General features: G+C 69.8%; 14 protein-coding genes. 12 read left to right on the top strand and 2 right to left on the bottom strand.

Features of this window, described 5'->3' with window-relative positions:
- The first annotated feature begins 38 nt into the window (after nucleotides 1-38).
- The 12 genes from FBT69_13000 (at nucleotide 39) to arsM (ending at nucleotide 12,950) form a co-directional block, all read left to right on the top strand.
- Nucleotides 39-725, top strand: a complete 687-nt coding sequence (locus tag FBT69_13000; protein ID MDL1905707.1) for a DUF1080 domain-containing protein — start codon at nucleotides 39-41, stop codon at nucleotides 723-725.
- 6 nt (nucleotides 726-731) lie between these two features.
- Nucleotides 732-1,466, top strand: a complete 735-nt coding sequence (locus tag FBT69_13005) for a hypothetical protein (GenBank protein ID MDL1905708.1) — start codon at nucleotides 732-734, stop codon at nucleotides 1,464-1,466.
- A gap of 131 nt (nucleotides 1,467-1,597) precedes the next feature.
- Nucleotides 1,598-3,598: a response regulator gene (locus tag FBT69_13010; GenBank protein MDL1905709.1), complete on the top strand. Its 2,001-nt coding sequence runs from the start codon at nucleotides 1,598-1,600 to the stop codon at nucleotides 3,596-3,598.
- Nucleotides 3,599-3,626: 28 nt separating this feature from the next.
- Nucleotides 3,627-4,346: a 7-cyano-7-deazaguanine synthase QueC gene (queC, locus tag FBT69_13015; GenBank protein MDL1905710.1), complete on the top strand. Its 720-nt coding sequence runs from the start codon at nucleotides 3,627-3,629 to the stop codon at nucleotides 4,344-4,346.
- A 44-nt stretch (nucleotides 4,347-4,390) separates the two neighbouring features.
- Nucleotides 4,391-5,086 carry a 7-carboxy-7-deazaguanine synthase QueE gene (locus tag FBT69_13020; protein MDL1905711.1) on the top strand — a complete coding sequence of 232 codons (696 nt, stop codon included), beginning with the start codon at nucleotides 4,391-4,393 and terminating at the stop codon, nucleotides 5,084-5,086.
- A gap of 178 nt (nucleotides 5,087-5,264) precedes the next feature.
- On the top strand, nucleotides 5,265-5,744 hold the full coding sequence (locus FBT69_13025; GenBank protein ID MDL1905712.1) for a 6-carboxytetrahydropterin synthase: 480 nt from the start codon (nucleotides 5,265-5,267) through the stop codon (nucleotides 5,742-5,744).
- 2 nt (nucleotides 5,745-5,746) lie between these two features.
- Nucleotides 5,747-7,123, top strand: a complete 1,377-nt coding sequence (locus tag FBT69_13030) for a PDZ domain-containing protein (protein MDL1905713.1) — start codon at nucleotides 5,747-5,749, stop codon at nucleotides 7,121-7,123.
- Between the two features lie 25 nt (nucleotides 7,124-7,148).
- Nucleotides 7,149-10,052 carry a DNA polymerase I gene (polA, locus tag FBT69_13035; GenBank protein MDL1905714.1) on the top strand — a complete coding sequence of 968 codons (2,904 nt, stop codon included), beginning with the start codon at nucleotides 7,149-7,151 and terminating at the stop codon, nucleotides 10,050-10,052.
- A 147-nt stretch (nucleotides 10,053-10,199) separates the two neighbouring features.
- The gene (locus FBT69_13040) at nucleotides 10,200-10,631 is read left to right on the top strand and encodes a winged helix-turn-helix transcriptional regulator (GenBank protein ID MDL1905715.1); all 432 of its coding nucleotides are present in this window, start codon (nucleotides 10,200-10,202) and stop codon (nucleotides 10,629-10,631) included.
- Nucleotides 10,529-11,002 carry an arsenate reductase ArsC gene (locus tag FBT69_13045; protein ID MDL1905716.1) on the top strand — a complete coding sequence of 158 codons (474 nt, stop codon included), beginning with the start codon at nucleotides 10,529-10,531 and terminating at the stop codon, nucleotides 11,000-11,002. The genes FBT69_13040 and FBT69_13045 overlap by 103 nt, the downstream gene beginning before the upstream one ends.
- Nucleotides 10,999-12,099 (top strand): ACR3 family arsenite efflux transporter, encoded by a 1,101-nt coding sequence (gene arsB / locus FBT69_13050; protein MDL1905717.1) that lies wholly within the window; start codon nucleotides 10,999-11,001, stop codon nucleotides 12,097-12,099. Before FBT69_13045 ends, arsB begins: the two co-directional genes overlap by 4 nt.
- A gap of 23 nt (nucleotides 12,100-12,122) precedes the next feature.
- Nucleotides 12,123-12,950, top strand: coding sequence for an arsenite methyltransferase (gene arsM / locus FBT69_13055; protein MDL1905718.1), 828 nt, complete (start codon nucleotides 12,123-12,125; stop codon nucleotides 12,948-12,950).
- Nucleotides 12,951-13,043: 93 nt separating this feature from the next.
- Here the strand turns inward: arsM and prmC are convergent, their stop codons facing one another.
- Together prmC and FBT69_13065 are read right to left on the bottom strand one after the other, a co-directional pair.
- A complete protein-coding gene (gene prmC / locus FBT69_13060; protein MDL1905719.1) occupies nucleotides 13,044-13,970 on the bottom strand; it encodes a peptide chain release factor N(5)-glutamine methyltransferase in 927 nt (308 codons plus the stop codon).
- A gap of 68 nt (nucleotides 13,971-14,038) precedes the next feature.
- Entirely contained in the window at nucleotides 14,039-16,894 is a 2,856-nt protein-coding gene (locus tag FBT69_13065; protein MDL1905720.1) for a hypothetical protein, read from the bottom strand.
- Between the last annotated feature and the right edge of the window lie 162 nt (nucleotides 16,895-17,056).

Consider the following 17,056-nt stretch of genomic DNA (forward strand, 5'->3'; position numbering starts at 1 on the left):
CCCGCCCCGCCAGCGACGGCCCGACGTAGACTCACCCCGTGCGGACCCTCCGGATCGCATCGCTGGCGGCGGCCGTGCTCGTGCTGTCGGCCTGTGCCGGCGGTTCGGGCGGCTCCTCTGGGCGGGCGGAAACCTTCGAGCCCCTCTTCAACGGCTTCACGCTCCACGGCTGGACGAAGCGCGGCGGCAGCGCGGAGTTCTTCGTCGATCGTCCCAACCCGCTCAAGCCCGCGGTCATCGTCGGCCGCAGCGCGCCCAACACCGAGAACACGTTCCTCTGCACCGAGCGTGAGTACGCCGACTTCGTCCTCGAGCTGGAGTTCCTGGTGCACCCCGAGTTGAACTCTGGCGTGCAGTTCCGATCGCGGAGCGACCCCGCCTACCGCGACGGCCGCGTGCACGGCTACCAGGCGGAGATCGACCCGTCGGAGCGGGCATGGACCGGCGGCATCTACGACGAGGGGCGGCGCGGCTGGCTCGCGGACCTGAGCACGAACCCCGCCGCACGGGCGGCGTTCAGGCAGAACGAGTGGAACCACATGCGCATCGAGGCCGTCGGGACGCGCATCCGCACATGGGTCAACGGCGTGCCCGCCGCGGACCTGACCGATGGCATGACGCGCAGCGGGTTCGTCGCGTTGCAGGTCCACGGGGTTGGCGACCGAACCGACCCGCTCGAAGTGCGCTTCCGGAACGTGCGCATCCGTGAAGTGCGCGGGGACTGAGCCAGCATGACTCGGAAGTTCGATTGCGCGCCGGGCGTGGTGGGGGTGTCGGGCGCGGACCTGCCGCCCCTGCCGGACGAGATCGGCACGAATCCCGAGGCGGGACGCGTCGATCCACGGGCATGGTTCGAGCGCCCCGATCGCCCGCTGGAAATCGAGATCGGCTCGGGCAAAGGGACGTTCATCCTCGCGCAGGCCGGGCGAGACCCGGCGACCAACTACCTCGGCGTCGAGTGGGCGGGGGAGTTCTACGCCTACGCCGCCGACCGCGTGCGCCGGCGGCGCGAAGCCACGGGCGGGCCGCGGAACGTGCGCCTGCTGCACGCGGACGCGACGGAGTTCCTGCGCTGGCGCGTGCCGTCCGGGATCGTACGCGTGATCCACCTGTACTTTTCCGACCCGTGGCCCAAGCGCAAGCACTGGAAGAAGCGGGTGGTGCAGGACCGGTTCCTCGCGGACGTGTGGCGCGTGCTGGAGCGGGGGGGAGAGTTGCGAGTGGTGACGGACCACGACGGTCTGTGGGCGTGGTACGAGGAGCACTTCGCGCGGTGGACCTGTCCTCAGGGCTGGGCGACGCTCGGGATCCCGCCGGAAGGGGGGGGTGGACCATTCGAGCGTGTCGCCTTCGAGCCACAGGGCTGGGTGGACGAGGGAGAACTCGTGGGGACGAACTTCGAGCGGAAGTTCCGGGCCGAGGGGCGGCGGTTCCGTGCCGCGTGTCTGCGGAAGGTCCACTCGTAGGTCCGATCGAGTTATCGCCGGATAGGCGTCCGATCCTCGCCGCGCCGGGTTCGTTCCCGGACATTCGCCCAAGGCGGGTCGCAGGCGGTCCGATCTTGATACGGGGCGTCCGGGCGCTCCCGGAGCGGCCGATGGGCTGGATCGAGTTTGACTACGCCGTGTTCGTGGTCGCGTGTGCCGCGGCTGTCGGCGCGCTCTCGTCGTGGCTGCGCCGTCATTCCGGGCGCGGGCGCGTCCCCGCGTCGGCGTGGCTGCTGATCGGCTCGGTGGTGGCCTTCGGCTGGTCGTTCACGGAGTGGGCAGGGCGTGAGGAACGCCGCCGCATGGAATCGATGGTGCAGGGCTTCGCCCCGACCTTCGCGATGGAGATGACCCGGCTCGGCCACGCGGACGTTCGTCTCGACACCCCGCCGAACGATCCGACGTACCTCCGGCTGATCGAGGCGCAGATCCGGTGGCTCGCCGTGAACCCGAGGATCGCCGACGTGTACACGTTCCGGCGCCTCGACGACGGGACGATCGTGCTCGTCGTGGACTCGGAGACCGACTATGACGGCGACGGCCGATACGTCGGCGAGCGCGAGTCGCGCACTCCCATAGGCGAGGTCTACGAGGAATCCTACCCCGCGCTGGAGCGTGCGTTCGCCGGCATCCCCTGCTTCGACGACGAGATCGTCCAGGACCGCTGGGGCACCTGGGTCAGCGCGTTCCACCCGATGTACGACGAGGAAGGCAACGTCGAGGCCGTGCTCGGCGTGGACTTCCCCGCCGACGAATGGCTGGCGCGGATCGCCGCGGCGCGTTGGCGCGTGATCGGCTACGTGGCGGGGCTGTGCGGCGTCCTGCTCGCGGCCGCAGTCGTCGTGACGCGCACACGCGATGAACTCGCCGAACGCATGAGGATGCAGAGCGAACTCGTCCGGGCACGCGACGAGGCGGCGGCGGCAGCGGCGGCGCGCGGGGCCTTCCTCGCCAACATGAGCCACGAGATCCGCACGCCCATGACCGCCATCCTCGGCTACGCCGACCTTCTGGACGATCCCTCGGTGGACGAGGCGGGGCGGGTCGAGGCCGTCCGAGTCATCCGCAGAAATGGTCGCCACCTCCTGTCGGTCATCAACGACATCCTGGACCTTTCCAAGATTGAAGCGGGTCGCCTCGAGGTCGAGCCGGGCGACTGCGTGCCGGTGCGCATCGTCGAGGAAGTCTGCTCGCTCCTGCGCGTCCGCGCCGTTGAGAAGGGACTCGATCTCGAGTGGTCGATGGGCGGGCAGGTGCCACGGCGCATCCGTACCGACGCCCGACGGCTCAAGCAGACCCTGCTGAACCTCGTCGGGAACGCCGTCAAGTTCACCGAACGCGGATCGGTCCGGGTCGTCGTGGCGATGGGAGGCGACGACGAATCCGGCCGCGTGATCCGCTTCCGGGTCGCCGACACCGGGATCGGGATCGCGGCGGACAAGATCGCCACGCTCTTCGAGCCGTTCATGCAGGCCGATGAGACGATGTCGCGCCGCTTCGGCGGCACGGGGCTTGGCCTGGCGGTCTCCCACCGCCTGACCGAGATGCTGGGCGGGTCCATCGAAGTGCGCAGCGAACCGGGCGTCGGCAGTGAGTTCACGCTCATGCTGCCCGTCACCAGGGAGGAGGCGTCGGACCTCATCTCCTCGCCCGACGAGTTGTTCGAGGCGGACGTCGCCGAGGGCGAACACGCCGCGATGGATGGCGTCCGCTTGCGGGCGCGCGTGCTGCTGGCCGAAGACGGCGAAGACAACCGTCGCCTCATCGTCCACCATCTCACGCGGGCCGGGGCCGAGGTGGAGACTGTCGCCAACGGGCGGGCCGCGGTGGAGCTGGCCGTCGCCGCGGTCAACGAGGCGAGGCCGTTCGACGTGGTGCTGATGGACATGCAGATGCCGGTGATGGACGGGTACACCGCGTCGAAGGAACTCCGGCGCGTGGGCTACGGGCTGCCGATCATCGCCCTCACAGCCCACGCCATGGCTGAGGACCGTGCCCGCTGCCTCGCCGCAGGGTGCGACGATTACGTCAGCAAGCCGATCGACCGCACCGAGCTCCTGCGGGCCTGCGCCCGGTGGGCTGGCCGGCGCGTGCGACGCGCCGCGGCGTGAGATCGCTGCCGCCCCTCTACAGTTGCGCGTGGCGAATGCGGCATCGAAGGATCGACGATCGGCGGTCGTGCTGCTCTCCGGCGGGCTGGACAGCGCGACCGTGCTGGCCATGGCCCACGCCGCCGGGCTGGCGTGCCACACGCTCAGCGTGGATTACGGGCAGCGGCATAGATTGGAGCTGGATGCGGCCGCGAGGGTCGCCTCCAGCCTCGGTGCCGCGTCGCACCGCGTCGTGCGCGTGGACCTGCGCGCGATCGGGGGGAGCGCACTGACGGACGACATCGCCGTGCCTGGGGGGCGCACCGAGGCCGAGATCGGGGACGGCATCCCGGCGACCTATGTGCCGGCGCGGAACCTCGTGTTCCTTTCGATCGGCGTGGGGCTGGCGGAAGCGCTCGGGGCGGCGGAGTTGCACGTCGGCGTGAACGCGGTGGACTACTCGGGCTACCCGGACTGCCGACCGGCGTTCGTTGAGGCGTTCCAGCGTGCGGCGGACCTGTCGACGAAGGCGGGTGTGGAGGGGCGCGGCGTGTCGGTGCGCACGCCCATCATCGCCATGACCAAGGCCGAGATCATCCGCGAGGGCGTGCGTCTCGGCGTGGACTACTCGCTCACGCGATCGTGCTACGACCCTGACGAGCGTGGGCGTGCCTGCGGCGTGTGCGACGCGTGCACGATTCGACGCCGCGGGTTCGAGGCCGCAGGCGTGCCGGACCCGACGGACTACGCGGAAGTGGGAAGTGACTGAGTGACGCAGAGGAGCCTGGTGCGTCTGTGAGCAGCAGCGCGTCCATCCCGGTGGCGGAAACCTTCCTCTCGATCCAGGGCGAGGGGAAGCTGACCGGCGTGCCCTCGTACTTTGTGCGCGTCAGCGGGTGCAACCTGCGCTGCGCCTGGTGCGACACGCCCTACGCCAGCTGGTCGCCGGAGGGAAGGGGCGTCGAGATCGGCGAGCTCGTTCGCCGCGCCGAATCGAGTGGCGCTCGACACGCGGTCGTCACCGGGGGCGAGCCGATGATCTTCCCACAGGTGACCACGCTGACGCACGCGCTGCGCGAGACGGGCCTGCACGTCACCGTCGAGACGGCGGGGACGGTGCATCGCGGGGTCGCGTGCGACCTGCTGAGCCTCAGCCCGAAACTGCGCAACTCGACGCCCATCGGCGATCCACGCGACCCGCTCGGAGAGTGGACCGCGCGCCACGAGACGCGCCGGCTCAACCTGCCCGTACTGCAGCGCCTCGTCGACGAACACCCCGATCGGCAGGTGAAGTTCGTCGTGTCGTCGCCCGCGGACCTGCCGGAGATCGACGCGCTGCTCGGGCAACTCCGCGGCCTGGCCCCGTCGGACGTCATGCTCATGCCCGAAGGCACCACCGTCCCCGACCCGACCTCGGTGCGCTGGGCGGTGGACGAGTGCCTCCGCCGCGGCTGGCGGTACTGCCACCGCCTTCACGTCGAGTTGTTCGGGAACACGAGGGGGACGTAGGAACAGCGAACAGCGAAAAACGAAGAGCGAACATGGAGCAAGGGTCGGCGCGGGCTCGGCTTGTGTCGCAGCGCCGACCGGCGCGCGTAGAATCCGCTCCGGTGCGCCGGCGACGTTCACCCGGCTCGTCCGCTCTGTGCTTCATGTTCGCTTTTCGTTTTTCGCTGTTCGCTTTTCCATGCCCTACCGCGTCTGCAAGTCGTTCGAGATCGAGAGCGGGCACATGCTCTCGAAGCACCCCGGCCGGTGCCGGCATCCGCACGGGCACTCCCGCCGGGTCGAGGTCGTCGTGGCGCGCCGGCGGCTGGATGAGCACGACATGGTCTGCGACTTCAAGGCTCTGCGGCTCGCCCTCGAGTCCTATCTCGATGCTCTCGACCATGCTCTGCTCGTGAACAGCGACGACCCCGCCCTGCCCGTCCTGCGAGACACCGTCGGCGGCCGGCTGGTGGTTTTCGAGGGCGAGGACCCCACGACGGAGGCGATCGCGCGGCGCATCTACGAGCATCTGAAGGGCGAGGTCGAGGCGGGGCGCTCGTACGCCGACGCCGTGGGGCACCGCTACGCCCTGCCGCGCGACCTGATCGTCGAGCGCGTGCGGGTGTGGGAGACCTCGTCCTCGTGGGCGGAGTACGGCGTCGAGCCGGGAGGACCGTGAGCATGGCTTCAAGCGTTGCGTGGTGGCGTCGCCCGGCGGTGGTTGCGATCGCTCTCGTGCTGGCGGGTCAGGCGTTGGCGCAGCCGGACCGCGATGCGCCGTCAGCGGCCGACTACGACTACGCCCGTGGCCTGTCGCGGGTGTTCGAGAGCGCGGTCGCCCGCGTCGAGGAGTCGGTGGTCCACATCACGTCGGTCGAGGAGCGGCAACTCGTCGCCCGCGACTTCTTCGGCCGCCCGCAGAACCGGACCTTCCGCCGCTCCGGCCTCGGGTCGGGCGTCATCGTGAGCCAGGACGGCCTCATCCTGACCAACAACCACGTTGTGCAGGGCGCGACGCAACTGATCGTCAGGCTGCCCGACGGGCGCGAACTCGAGGCCCAGGTCGTCGGGACCGACGAACTCCGCGATCTGGCCGTGCTGCGCGTGCGTGCCAACGGGCTGAAGGCCGCAGCGTGGGGCGATTCCGACCGCGTGCGCGTCGGCGAGTGGGTGCTCGCGGTGGGCAGCCCGTTCGGCTTTGCGCGCACGGTGACCGCTGGGATCGTGAGCGCGAAGGGGCGCGGCCTGGGCATCGGCTCCGACGAGTTCAAGGAGGCCGAGGAGTACATCCAGACCGACGCCGCCATCAACCCCGGCAACTCCGGCGGCCCGCTCATCAACGTCGAAGGCGAGGTCATCGGCATCAACACCGCGATCTACTCGACGCGCATGGGGGGGTCGATCGGCCTGGGCTTCGCCATCCCGTCCGAACTCGCTCGCGCCGTCGCCGACAACATTGTGCGCGGAGGCCGCGCCGACTTCGGCTGGCTCGGCGTCGAGATGCGAGCGCTCACCGAACAGGAGTCCGCCGGCGCAACGGGAGGCGGAGTGGTCGTGACGCGAGTCGTCCCCGGCAGCCCCGCCGAACGAGCCGGCCTGCGGACGGGCGACGTCATCACCCGATACCGCGGCCGCGCGGTCGCCAGCGAGGACCAGCTCGTGCGCGCCGTGCAGTTCACGCCGCCCGGCAGCGAGGTCGAGATGGACGTGGTGCGAGACGGCCGACCGTCGCGCCTGCGGGCGACGATCGTGGACCGTACCGCCGCGCTCGGCGGAGCGTGGCTCGACGCCGTCGGCTTCGCCGCCGCGCCCATGCGACCCGACCTCCGCGGCACGGGCAACGCGCCCGCCGAGGGACTGCTCGTGCTGCGCGTCGATCGAGGCGGCCCGGCGGCGCAGGTCGGGCTGGAGCCGGGCGACGTCATCGTCGCCGTCGGAGGCCGCTCCGTGAAGGACGTCGAGGAGTTGCGCCGCGCCATCGAACGCGCACGCGACCGACGACTCCCCATCGCCATCGTCCGCGGCGGGCTGCGCGGCGAGGGCGTCCTCCGCTGGTAGCCCTCGCGGACCGTACCATGCCGCGATGAAGACCCTCTACGTGATCGACGGGTACGCCCAGTTCTTCCGCGCGTACCACGCGATCCGGACGCCCATGAGCAGCCCCGTCACGGGCGAACCGACCAACCTCACCTTCGGCTTCGTCGGCATGCTCCTGAAGCTGCTGCGCGGCGAGGGCGCGGTCGGCGGCATGCCCGACTACGTCGCCGTCGCGCTGGACGTCTCCGGCGACCGCGGCACGTTCCGCAGCGGCCTCTACCCCGAGTACAAGGCGACGCGGCCGCCCCCCCCGGAGGACCTGCCCGTGCAGGTCGAGCGCTGTCTGCGCATCCTGCGCGAGATCGGCGTGCCGATCGTCGGCGCGGAGGGCTTCGAGGCCGACGACGTGATCGCCACCGTCGTGGACCGCCTGAAAGAGCAGCACCCCGACCTGCGTGTGCGGATCGTGAGCAAGGACAAGGATCTCAAGCAACTGCTCCGCGACAACGTGGTCGAGTTGTACGACGTGCACCACGACGCCGTCATCGACGAGGCGAAGCTGCGCGAGGAGACGGGCCTCTCGCCGGCGCAGGTCGTGGACATGCTCGCGCTCATGGGCGACACGGTGGACAACGTGCCCGGCGTGGAGGGCGTGGGGCCGAAGACCGCCGCCCAACTTATCGCCGAGTACGGGTCGCTCGACGCGCTGCTCGCCCGGGCGGACGAGATCAAGGGCAAGCGCGGCGAGAAACTCCGCGAGGCCGCGCCGAGGCTCGGACTGTCCAGACAGCTGGTCACGCTGCGCCGCGACGCCCCGGCGGAGTTGGACCTTGAAGCCGCGTCAGTGCGCCGGCTCCGGCTCGAACGCCTGCTCCCGATCCTCAAGGAACTGGGCTTCAACCGCTACCAGGATGAAGTGCGGGAGCTGCTCGCCGGGCCTGGGGCGCGCAGGCCTGACGAGCCGGGCACGGGCGAGGAATCCGGCGCGTTCGCCGATTCGCTCTTCGCGCAGGCGCCGGGTGCGTCGGTGCGCCCGAAGGCCGAGGGCGATTACCGCTGCGTGCGCACGCGAGCGGAACTGGACGCCCTCGTTGAGGAGTTGCGCCGCGCCCCGGCCGTCTCCGTGGACACCGAGACGACCTCGGTCAGCCCCATGCGAGCCGCGCTCTGCGGGCTGTGTTTCGCCGTCGGGCCGGGCGCGGGGTGGTACGTGCCCGTGCGCTCGCCCGAGCAGGCGACGCACCTCGACGAGCGCGCCGTGCTCGACGCCCTGCGCCCCGTGCTCGAAGACCCGGACAAGCCGAAACTCGGCCACAACCTCAAGTACGACATGCTTGTCCTGCGCCGCCACGGCGTCGAACTGCGCGGTCTCTCCCGGGCGGGCGGGAACGCGGAGGACTTTCCGTCCTGCGACTCGATGGTGGCGAGTTACCTCATCGACTCGTCGCGTTCGAGCCACGGGCTCGATGCGCTCGCTCTCGCACTCCTCGGTCGGACGAACATCTCGATCAAGGAACTGATCGGCACGGGCAAGACGCAGCGGACCTTCGACCAGGTGCCGCTGGAGCAGGCGACGCCCTACGCCGCCGAGGACGCCGACGTCGCCCTGCAACTGGCCCGGGCGATGGCGCCCAGGCTGCGGGCGATGGGGCTGATGCCGCTCTTTGCGGGGCTGGAGATGCCGCTGGTCGAGGTGCTCGCAGAGCTCGAGTGGAACGGCATCCTGGTGGACCCGGACGAACTCGACCGCCAGCGTCAACGCCTCGAATCCCGGATCGCAGACCTCAAATCGAAGATATCAGACGCGGCCTTCGACGCCCTGGGCCGGACCTTCGACCCCGACTCGCCGAAGCAACTCGCCGCCGTGCTCTTCAACCGCCCCGACTCGCCCGAGCCCGGCCTCGGCCTGCGCGCGACGAAGCGCGGCAAGACCGGCCCGAGCACCGACGCGGAGGTGCTCGAAAAACTGGCGGAGGACGCCGGCGTCGAGTCGCCCATTCCCAGGCTCGTCCTGGACTACCGCCAACTCACGAAACTCGTGAGCACCTATCTCGTCAGCCTGCGCGACGAGATCAACCCCGAGACGAAGCGCATCCACGCCAGTTTCAACCAGACCGTCGCGGCCACCGGGCGGCTCAGTTCCAGCGACCCGAACCTCCAGAACATCCCCATCCGCACCGACGTCGGTCGCGAGATCCGCAAGGCGTTCGTCGCGCCGCCCGGCCGCGTGCTCATCACCGCCGACTACTCGCAGATCGAGCTGCGGCTGCTGGCGCACCTCTCACGCGACCCGGCCCTCATCGCCGCATTCCGCGAGGGTCAGGACATCCACGCCGCCGTCGCCGCCCAGATCCACGGCGTGCCCGTCGAGAAGGTCACACGCGAGCAGCGGAACGGCGCAAAGATGGTGAACTTCGGCATCGTGTACGGCATCACGCCCTACGGGCTGGCACGCCGCCTCGGCGTCTCGAACACCGAGGCGACCGAGATCATCGACGGCTACAAGCGTCGCTTCGCCGGCATCACGACCTTCCTGCAGGAGTGCGTTGAGCAGGCGACACGCCGCGGCTACGTCGAGACCATGATGAAGCGCCGCCGCTCGATCCCCGACATCGAATCGACGAACCCGCAGCGGCGCGCCCTCGCCGAGCGCACGGCGATCAACAGCGTGGTGCAGGGGTCCGCCGCCGACCTCATCAAGATCGCCATGGTGGACCTGCACCGCCGCCTCAGCCCCCACGCGGCCCACCACCGCGGCGGCAGACCACCCGAGATCGAGGGTGTGCGGATGCTGCTGCAGATTCACGACGAACTCGTCTTCGAGGCTCCCGAAGAACGGGCCGAGGAGGCGCGCCGCGTGATCGTGGACCGGATGGAGCACGCGATGACGCTCGACGTGCCGCTGGTGGCGGACTCGGCCGTGAGCCGCGACTGGCACGAGGCGAAGTGAATCTCACGCCGGAAACGGCACTGGGCGGGGCAGTCGCGGAGTCGGTGCGGAGAGCGCGGAGAGGGCGGAGTTGTCTTCTTCAACTACCCTTGACCCGTCCCGGCGGCATGGTATACTTCGTCATTTGCCGAAATAACGGAGTGACCCGTGCCCGCCGAAGTTCTCAAAGCCCTGGCCGACGAAACCCGGCTCCGGCTCGCCCTCGCCTGCCGCGGCCGGGAACTGTGCGTCTGCCAGCTGCTGGCCCTGGTGCGGTTGGCCCCCTCAACCGTCTCTCAGCACCTGAAAGTGCTCGCCTACGCGGGCGTGCTGATGAGCCGCAAGGAGGGCCGGTGGATGCACTACCGGCTGGCGGAGCCGCCCGAGCCGGAGGCCGCGATCGTGCGAGCCGCGCTCGACGCCTTCGCCCGCACTCCGATGGGGCGCGAGGACGCGCGATCGCTCCGTGAGATTCTGCGGCTGGACTTGGAGGCGTTATGTCTGATCCTGCGCGAAGGCGGGTGCTGTTCGTCTGCACCGGGAACTCCTGCCGCAGCCAGATGGCCGAGGGCTGGGCGCGCGCGCTCCACGCGGACCTGATCGAGGCACGGTCCGCCGGGACGCGCCCGAAGGAGATCGACCCAATGGCGGTGCGTGTCATGCGTGAAGCAGGCGTGGACATCGCGGGCCAGCGCTCGACGCGCCTGGCGGACCTCGCCGACGAGCAGTTCGACCTCGCCGTGACAGTCTGCGACGACGCGCGCGAGGCGTGCCCGGTCGTGCCCGGTGCGGCCGGAACGCTGCACGCCCCGTTCGACGACCCGCCCCGGCTGGCCCGCGAGGCGAAGTCGGAAGCCGAGGCGCTCGCCCACTACCGGCGCGTGCGCGACGAGATCCGCGAGTTCGTGCGTTCTCTCCCGATGCGGCTTGCAACCGGCCGCGGCGTGCCGGAAAGGAAGACCGAGCGATGAGAGGTCCAGCAACAGACACCTGCTGCACGCCCGCCTGCCCGATACCCCGCACGAAGCGGCTCGGATTCCTCGACCGCTTCCTGACGGCGTGGATCTTCCTCGCCATGGCAGCGGGGGTGCTCATCGGCCGCTTCGCCCCGGCCGTTCCCGAGGCGCTCGGTCGCGTCTCGGTTGGCACAACGAACATTCCCATCGCCGTCGGCCTGATCCTGATGATGTACCCGCCCCTGGCCAAGGTGCGCTACGAGAAACTCCCCGAAGTCTTCCGCGACTGGCAAATCCTCGCCCTTTCCCTCGTCCAGAACTGGATCGTCGGCCCCGTGCTGATGTTCACCCTCGCCGTCGTCTTCCTGCACGGGCACCCTGAGTACATGATCGGCCTCATCATGGTCGGTCTCGCACGCTGCATCGCCATGGTGCTGGTCTGGAACGATCTCGCCCGCGGCAGCAGCGACTACGCCGCAGGCCTCGTCGCCTTCAACAGCATCTTCCAGGTGCTCTTCTTCGGCGCCTACGCATGGGTATTCGTCACCTGGCTCCCGCCCGCACTGGGCCTCGAAGGCGCGGTCGTGGACGTCGGCATCGGGGAGGTCTTCCGCAGCGTGATGATCTACCTGGGCATCCCCTTCCTCGGCGGCATGCTCACGCGCTTCGTCCTCCGCCCGCTCAAGGGCGACGCGTGGTACTCGGCACGGTTCATTCCGACCATCGCGCCCGTCACGCTCATCGCCCTCCTCTTCACGATCGCCGTGATGTTCAGCCTCAAGGGCGAGAAGATCGTCGAGCTGCCGCTCGACATCCTGCGGATCGCGCTGCCCCTGACCGTCTACTTCGTCGTGATGTTCCTGGTGAGTTTCCTGATGGCGAACCGCCTCGGCGCGGACTACGAGCGGGCGACGACGCTCGCGTTCACCGCCTCGGGCAACAACTTCGAACTCGCGATCGCGGTCGCGGTCGCGGTCTTCGGGCTTGGCTCGGGCGTGGCGTTCGCCACGGTCGTCGGTCCTCTCGTCGAGGTGCCGGTGCTCATCGGGCTGGTGTCGGTGTCGTTGTGGCTGGGCAGGCGGCTGTACCGGCCTTCGGTGGTCAAGGCCTGACAAGGCCGGAAAGGACGTGCGAGATGAAAAGTGCACAGATTGATACACGCGACGTCGTGCGCCAGGGCTACGGCGCCATTGCCGAGAGCGGCGACGGGTGCTGCGGCGGGGGATGCTGCGGACCGACGATGGACGCCGGCACCCTCGCCCAGCGCATCGGCTACTCGGCCGAAGAGGTCGCCGCGCTGCCCGAGGGTGCGAACATGGGCCTCTCCTGCGGCAACCCGGGCGCGATCGCAGCGCTCCGGCCCGGCGAGGTTGTCCTCGACCTCGGGTCGGGGGGGGGCTTCGACGTCTTCCTCTGCGGCCCGAAGGTCGGCGCGGCGGGGCGCGTCATCGGCGTGGACATGACGCCCGCCATGCTCTCCAAGGCACGCCGCAACCTCGACCACTACCGCCGCTCCACCGGCCTCGACAACGTCGAGTTCCGCCTGGGCGAGATCGAGAGCCTGCCCGTCGCCGATGCGAGCGTCGACGTCGTCATCTCGAACTGCGTCCTCAACCTCTCGCCCGACAAGCCCCGCGTCTGGCGCGAAATCGCCCGGGTCCTCAGGCCCGGCGGGCGGGTCGCCATCTCGGACCTTGCCCTCCTCCGCCCGCTCCCAGCGAGCGTTCTGGCGATGGTCGAAGCGATGATCGGCTGCGTCTCGGGCGCGGCGCTGGTCGCCGACGTCGAGCGCATGGCCCGCGAGGCCGGCCTCAAGGACGTGCGCGTCACCCCGAAGCCGGGCTACGTGGCCGCGCTCAGCGGCTTCAAGGATCCGCTCTACGCCAAGATCGCCGAGTCGCTCCCGTCGGGCGCGACCGTCGCCGACTTCGTCACGAGCGTGGACATCGAGGCGCGGAAGTGACGAAGTGATGCAGCCGCCGAGTGGCGGAGTGGCGCGGGCGGGATCGGGCAACGTCCTGTTCTCGCCCGCGCTCTCTGCGCCCTCCGCACGAGATCAATCTCGCCGCCGCGCCATCACCACCCGCGGCCTCCCCTCGAAGTCGTCAACCACGCGAGCATCCTCCAGCTCACACACGCCCCGCGCGATCGCCAGAGCGTCGGCCGCCCGCGACTCCGCGATCTCGACCGCAATCATCCCCCCCGGTCGCAGGTGGGCAGCCCCATGCTCAAGGATCGGCCTCACGAAGCGCAGCCCGTCCTCACCGCCGCGAAGGGCGGTCTCCGGCTCGTAGTCCTTCACGTTCGCGGGCACAGCGGCCCACTCATCGTCAGGGACATACGGCGGGTTGGCGACGAGGTAGTGCGCCCGCCCCTTCGTTCCCGCCGCCGGATGCTCGGCCAGCGGCGCGAAGAGGTCGCCCACGAGAAAGTCGATGCGGTCGGCCACGGCGTGCCGCGCCGCGTTCTCGCGCGCCACTTCGACCGCCTCGCCCGAAACGTCCGTCGCCACGACGCGGGCGTGCGGCAACCGCGTCGCCAGCGCCACCGCAACGCACCCCGAACCCGTGCACAGGTCGATGACGAGCGTGCCGTCGCCTTCCGCGCCGCCGAAGCCCGGAGTCGCACGGGCGTGCTGCAGCACGTGCTCGACGATCGTCTCCGTCGCGGGCCGCGGCACGAGCACGCGCCGATCGACCCTGAACGGCAGCCCGAAGAACCACGCCTCGCCCGTGAGGTACTGCACCGGCTCGTGACGCAGGGCGCGGGCCACGAGGTCGCGCAGCGCCTGGCGTTCGAGCGGCGACGCCGGCCGGTCAGGGTCCGTGTACAGCCGAAGCCGGTCGCACCCGATCACGTGCAGCACCAGCATCTCCGCGCACAACCGGGGAGAGTCGATGCCCGCCTTCGTGAAGGCCTCGCCCATCCACGCGAGCAGTCTTCGCGTGGTCCAGACCTGCGATTGTGCGCGCTGGGTGGCCACGACGGGAGTGTATTCGCCGCCGTGAATCCGGGGGGCACGGGGCGCGAAACGCTCCGCGCCGTCGTCGGCTACCGTGCTCCGAGGAGCGAGGAGATGCCGGCCAGCGCGCTCTGCTGCGACTGGAGTGCGGCGAGCGCCCGCTCCATCGCCAGGAACTGCGCTTCGAGCTGCTTTCGGCGCTGCTCGAGCCGCACGTCGAAAGCCTCGATGCGCTTGCTCTGGAGTTCGATCTGCGTCGCCAGGGTGCGGTCGCGCTGCCTCAGCACGCCGTCCACCGAATCGACGTACTGCTTCGCCAACTCCTCCACCTGGTAGAGCACGCCGAGTTTGGAGAACTCGTCCTTCGTGCTGGTGTTCTTCACCCACACGCCCGGCTCGATCTCGATGAACTCCTCCCTGGCCGCCACCTCGCGCGCCGCGAAGACCTCCTGCACGGCGGCGAAATCGGACTCCATCGCCTCGCGCAACCGGTTGCGATCGATCGAGAGCTTCCCCCCCTCGCCGACCTTCACGCCGACCTCGGTAAGGCGCGTGTACCGCCCCGTTACGCCCTTCGCCTCGCCGAGGATCGTCCGCTGCATCGAGGCGAGGAGGTTCGCCACCGTGGAATCGCCGAGCAGCGGGCCGCGGACGTTGGTCTCCTGGTCGAACTTCGTCTGCGTTTTCACGCGGTCGAGGACCGCGTTGTACGCGCTGATGAAGTCGTCGATGGCCTTCTCCATGCTGCCCGTGTCGCGCGAGACCGTGAGCGTCACCGGGTTGGGGTTGGTCGCGTGCAGGTCGATCGTCACTCCCGTAACGACCGTGTCGAGCGTGTTCGTCGAGGACGTCAGCAGGACCGCCTTCGCCGGGTCGCTGGAACCGAAGAAGACGCGCGCATCCTCGCCCGCGTCGAGCGTCTCCAGCCCGAGCGCAAGCCCCCCGTCGTCAAGGATGAACCGCCCGGCCCGTCCCGAAGCGGCCGAGACCAGGCTGATGCGGAACGGGCTGGACCCCGACCCGTCGTTGATGACCGTGGCCCGCACGCCAACGCCCGCCTCGTTGATCTTCCTGACCACCGTGTCCAGTGTGTCGGCGGCGTCGAACTCGACCGTCGTCTCGTAGGAGCCGCTGATGAAGTTGTCGTCCCCCGTGCCGGACGCCGTGCCCGCGATGCGCAGCGATCGGGCGACGGTGCCGGTCAGGTCCTCGATCTTGATCGCCGCCCCGCCCTCCGGCTCCCCGTCCTTCTCGCGGACGAGCAGGCCGTCGCCGTTGGCGTTGATCGACGCGACGAGGTTCAGCCCGAGCGCGCCGGCCTGCGCGTTCATCTCCTGGATCAGGTCGGCGAGGGTCTTCGTGTCCGTGCCGATGTCGATCACGGCCGTTTTGCCGTTGCCGTCGGTGAGCCGGAAGGTTCCCGTGCCGATACCGCGCCCGCCGTTGAGGTCGGCGACCCGCGTCGAGAGCGTGACGTAGCGGTGCTGGAGGTTCGCGCCCTGCACGCTGGACTTGGCGACGCCGCCGGCTTCGGTGGCGATGCCGAGCGATTCGGCCGTCTCGCCCGTCACGATCAGGTTCGAGCCGCCCCCCGTCGTGTCGGTGATGAGCAGGCCGTTGCCCGCGCCGTTGAGCGAGGCAACGATCCGCCCGCCGTTGCCCGCGGCATCGTTGATCGCGGCCATCACCGCGCGGATCGTCTCCGCGCCGGACAGATCGGCCGAGAACGACGTGCCGTCGCGGGCCGTGAACGAGATCGTCCCGTCTCCCGTGATGCCCGCCCCCCCGTTGAGGTTCGAGACGAGGGTCGTGTTCAGGCCCGCGAGCACACGCTTCCCTGTCAGCGTGCCCGTGGCCGAGCCGAGGATGCCGAGGTCCCTGGCGGTGCTGGATGTCCCGCTCTTCTCGACGACCTGCAGGGAGCGGCCCTGCGTGTCCGTCAGCACGATCCTGCCGCCGCTGAGCGACGCCGAGACGTCCGCGTTCAGACCGGCATCGGTCAGGGCGGCGTTGATCCGCTCGATCACGCCCCCCAGCGTCGAGACCGGTCCCTGCACGAGGTTCAGGTCGGCGTCGTATTTCGCGCCAACGTTCACGTTCACCGAGAGGTTCGCGCCGCCCGGATCGATCCTGATCGTGAAGTCGTAGCGCGTCGTGCTGATGTCCGTTCCGATGAACACGCCGTTGCCGTCGTTCAGCGAAGCGAGCGCGGTCCCGCTCCCCGCGTAGTAGACCTCCGAGCCGTTGAGCGTGCCCGACGACGACGATCCCTTGATGCCGAGCGACTCGGCCGTCGTGAACCCGGCCGCGTTCGACACCGAGAAATCCGCCGTGCTCGTCAGCACGAACCGGCCCCCGCTCACGCTCGCCGTCACGTCCACCTCGGCCGCCGCGTTGATGGCGTCGATCACGTCGTTCACCGTGACCGCCTTCGACAGGTCGATCGTCGCGCTCGACGACCCCTGCGAGATGACAATCTTGCCCCGCTTCACGCCCTCCCCCGCGTTGAAGTCCGCCAGCGCGACGTCGCGGTCCAGCCTCGCCTCGGCCGATTCGAACGTGAACGCCGTCGCCCCGACCGACGAGATGTCCCGGTCGGCGAACCCTCGCGAGAGCAGCTGCTGGCTCGACACCAGGCGATCGACGACGAAGCTGTACGAGCCGGGCGATGCGCCGATCCCTGCCGTGGCCGTCAGCACGTTCGCGTTGCTGCTCGACGCGGCCATCGCAGAGAACGTCCGGTTCGTGCGGAAGCCCGACGCCGCCGACCGCAGCGCGGACATCCGCGCGTTCACGTCCATGTATGCCGTCTGCTGCAACTGCAGCTGGGCCATGCGACGCTGGGCCAGCGCCTTGGGTCTCGCTTCGAGCGACAGCAACTGCTGGATCAGCGTCGCCGTGTCGATCCCGCTGAACAGCCCGATGCCGGTCGTGATCCCGCCCATCCCGAACGCTCCCCGATCGGCCACCCGTGTTTCTGGTGCCCGTCCGTACACGCGGCCGCAAAGCCCGGGCCACGCACGCACCGCCCCCGGACCCTTTCATCGGCTCTTCGCCAGCCGACGCTTGTCCCCGACTCCCACACCGGCAACCATCCTCCGCACTTC

It is taken from the genome of Synechococcales cyanobacterium CNB (assembly GCA_030263455.1).
GTDB lineage: Bacteria > Planctomycetota > Phycisphaerae > Phycisphaerales > UBA1924 > CAADGN01.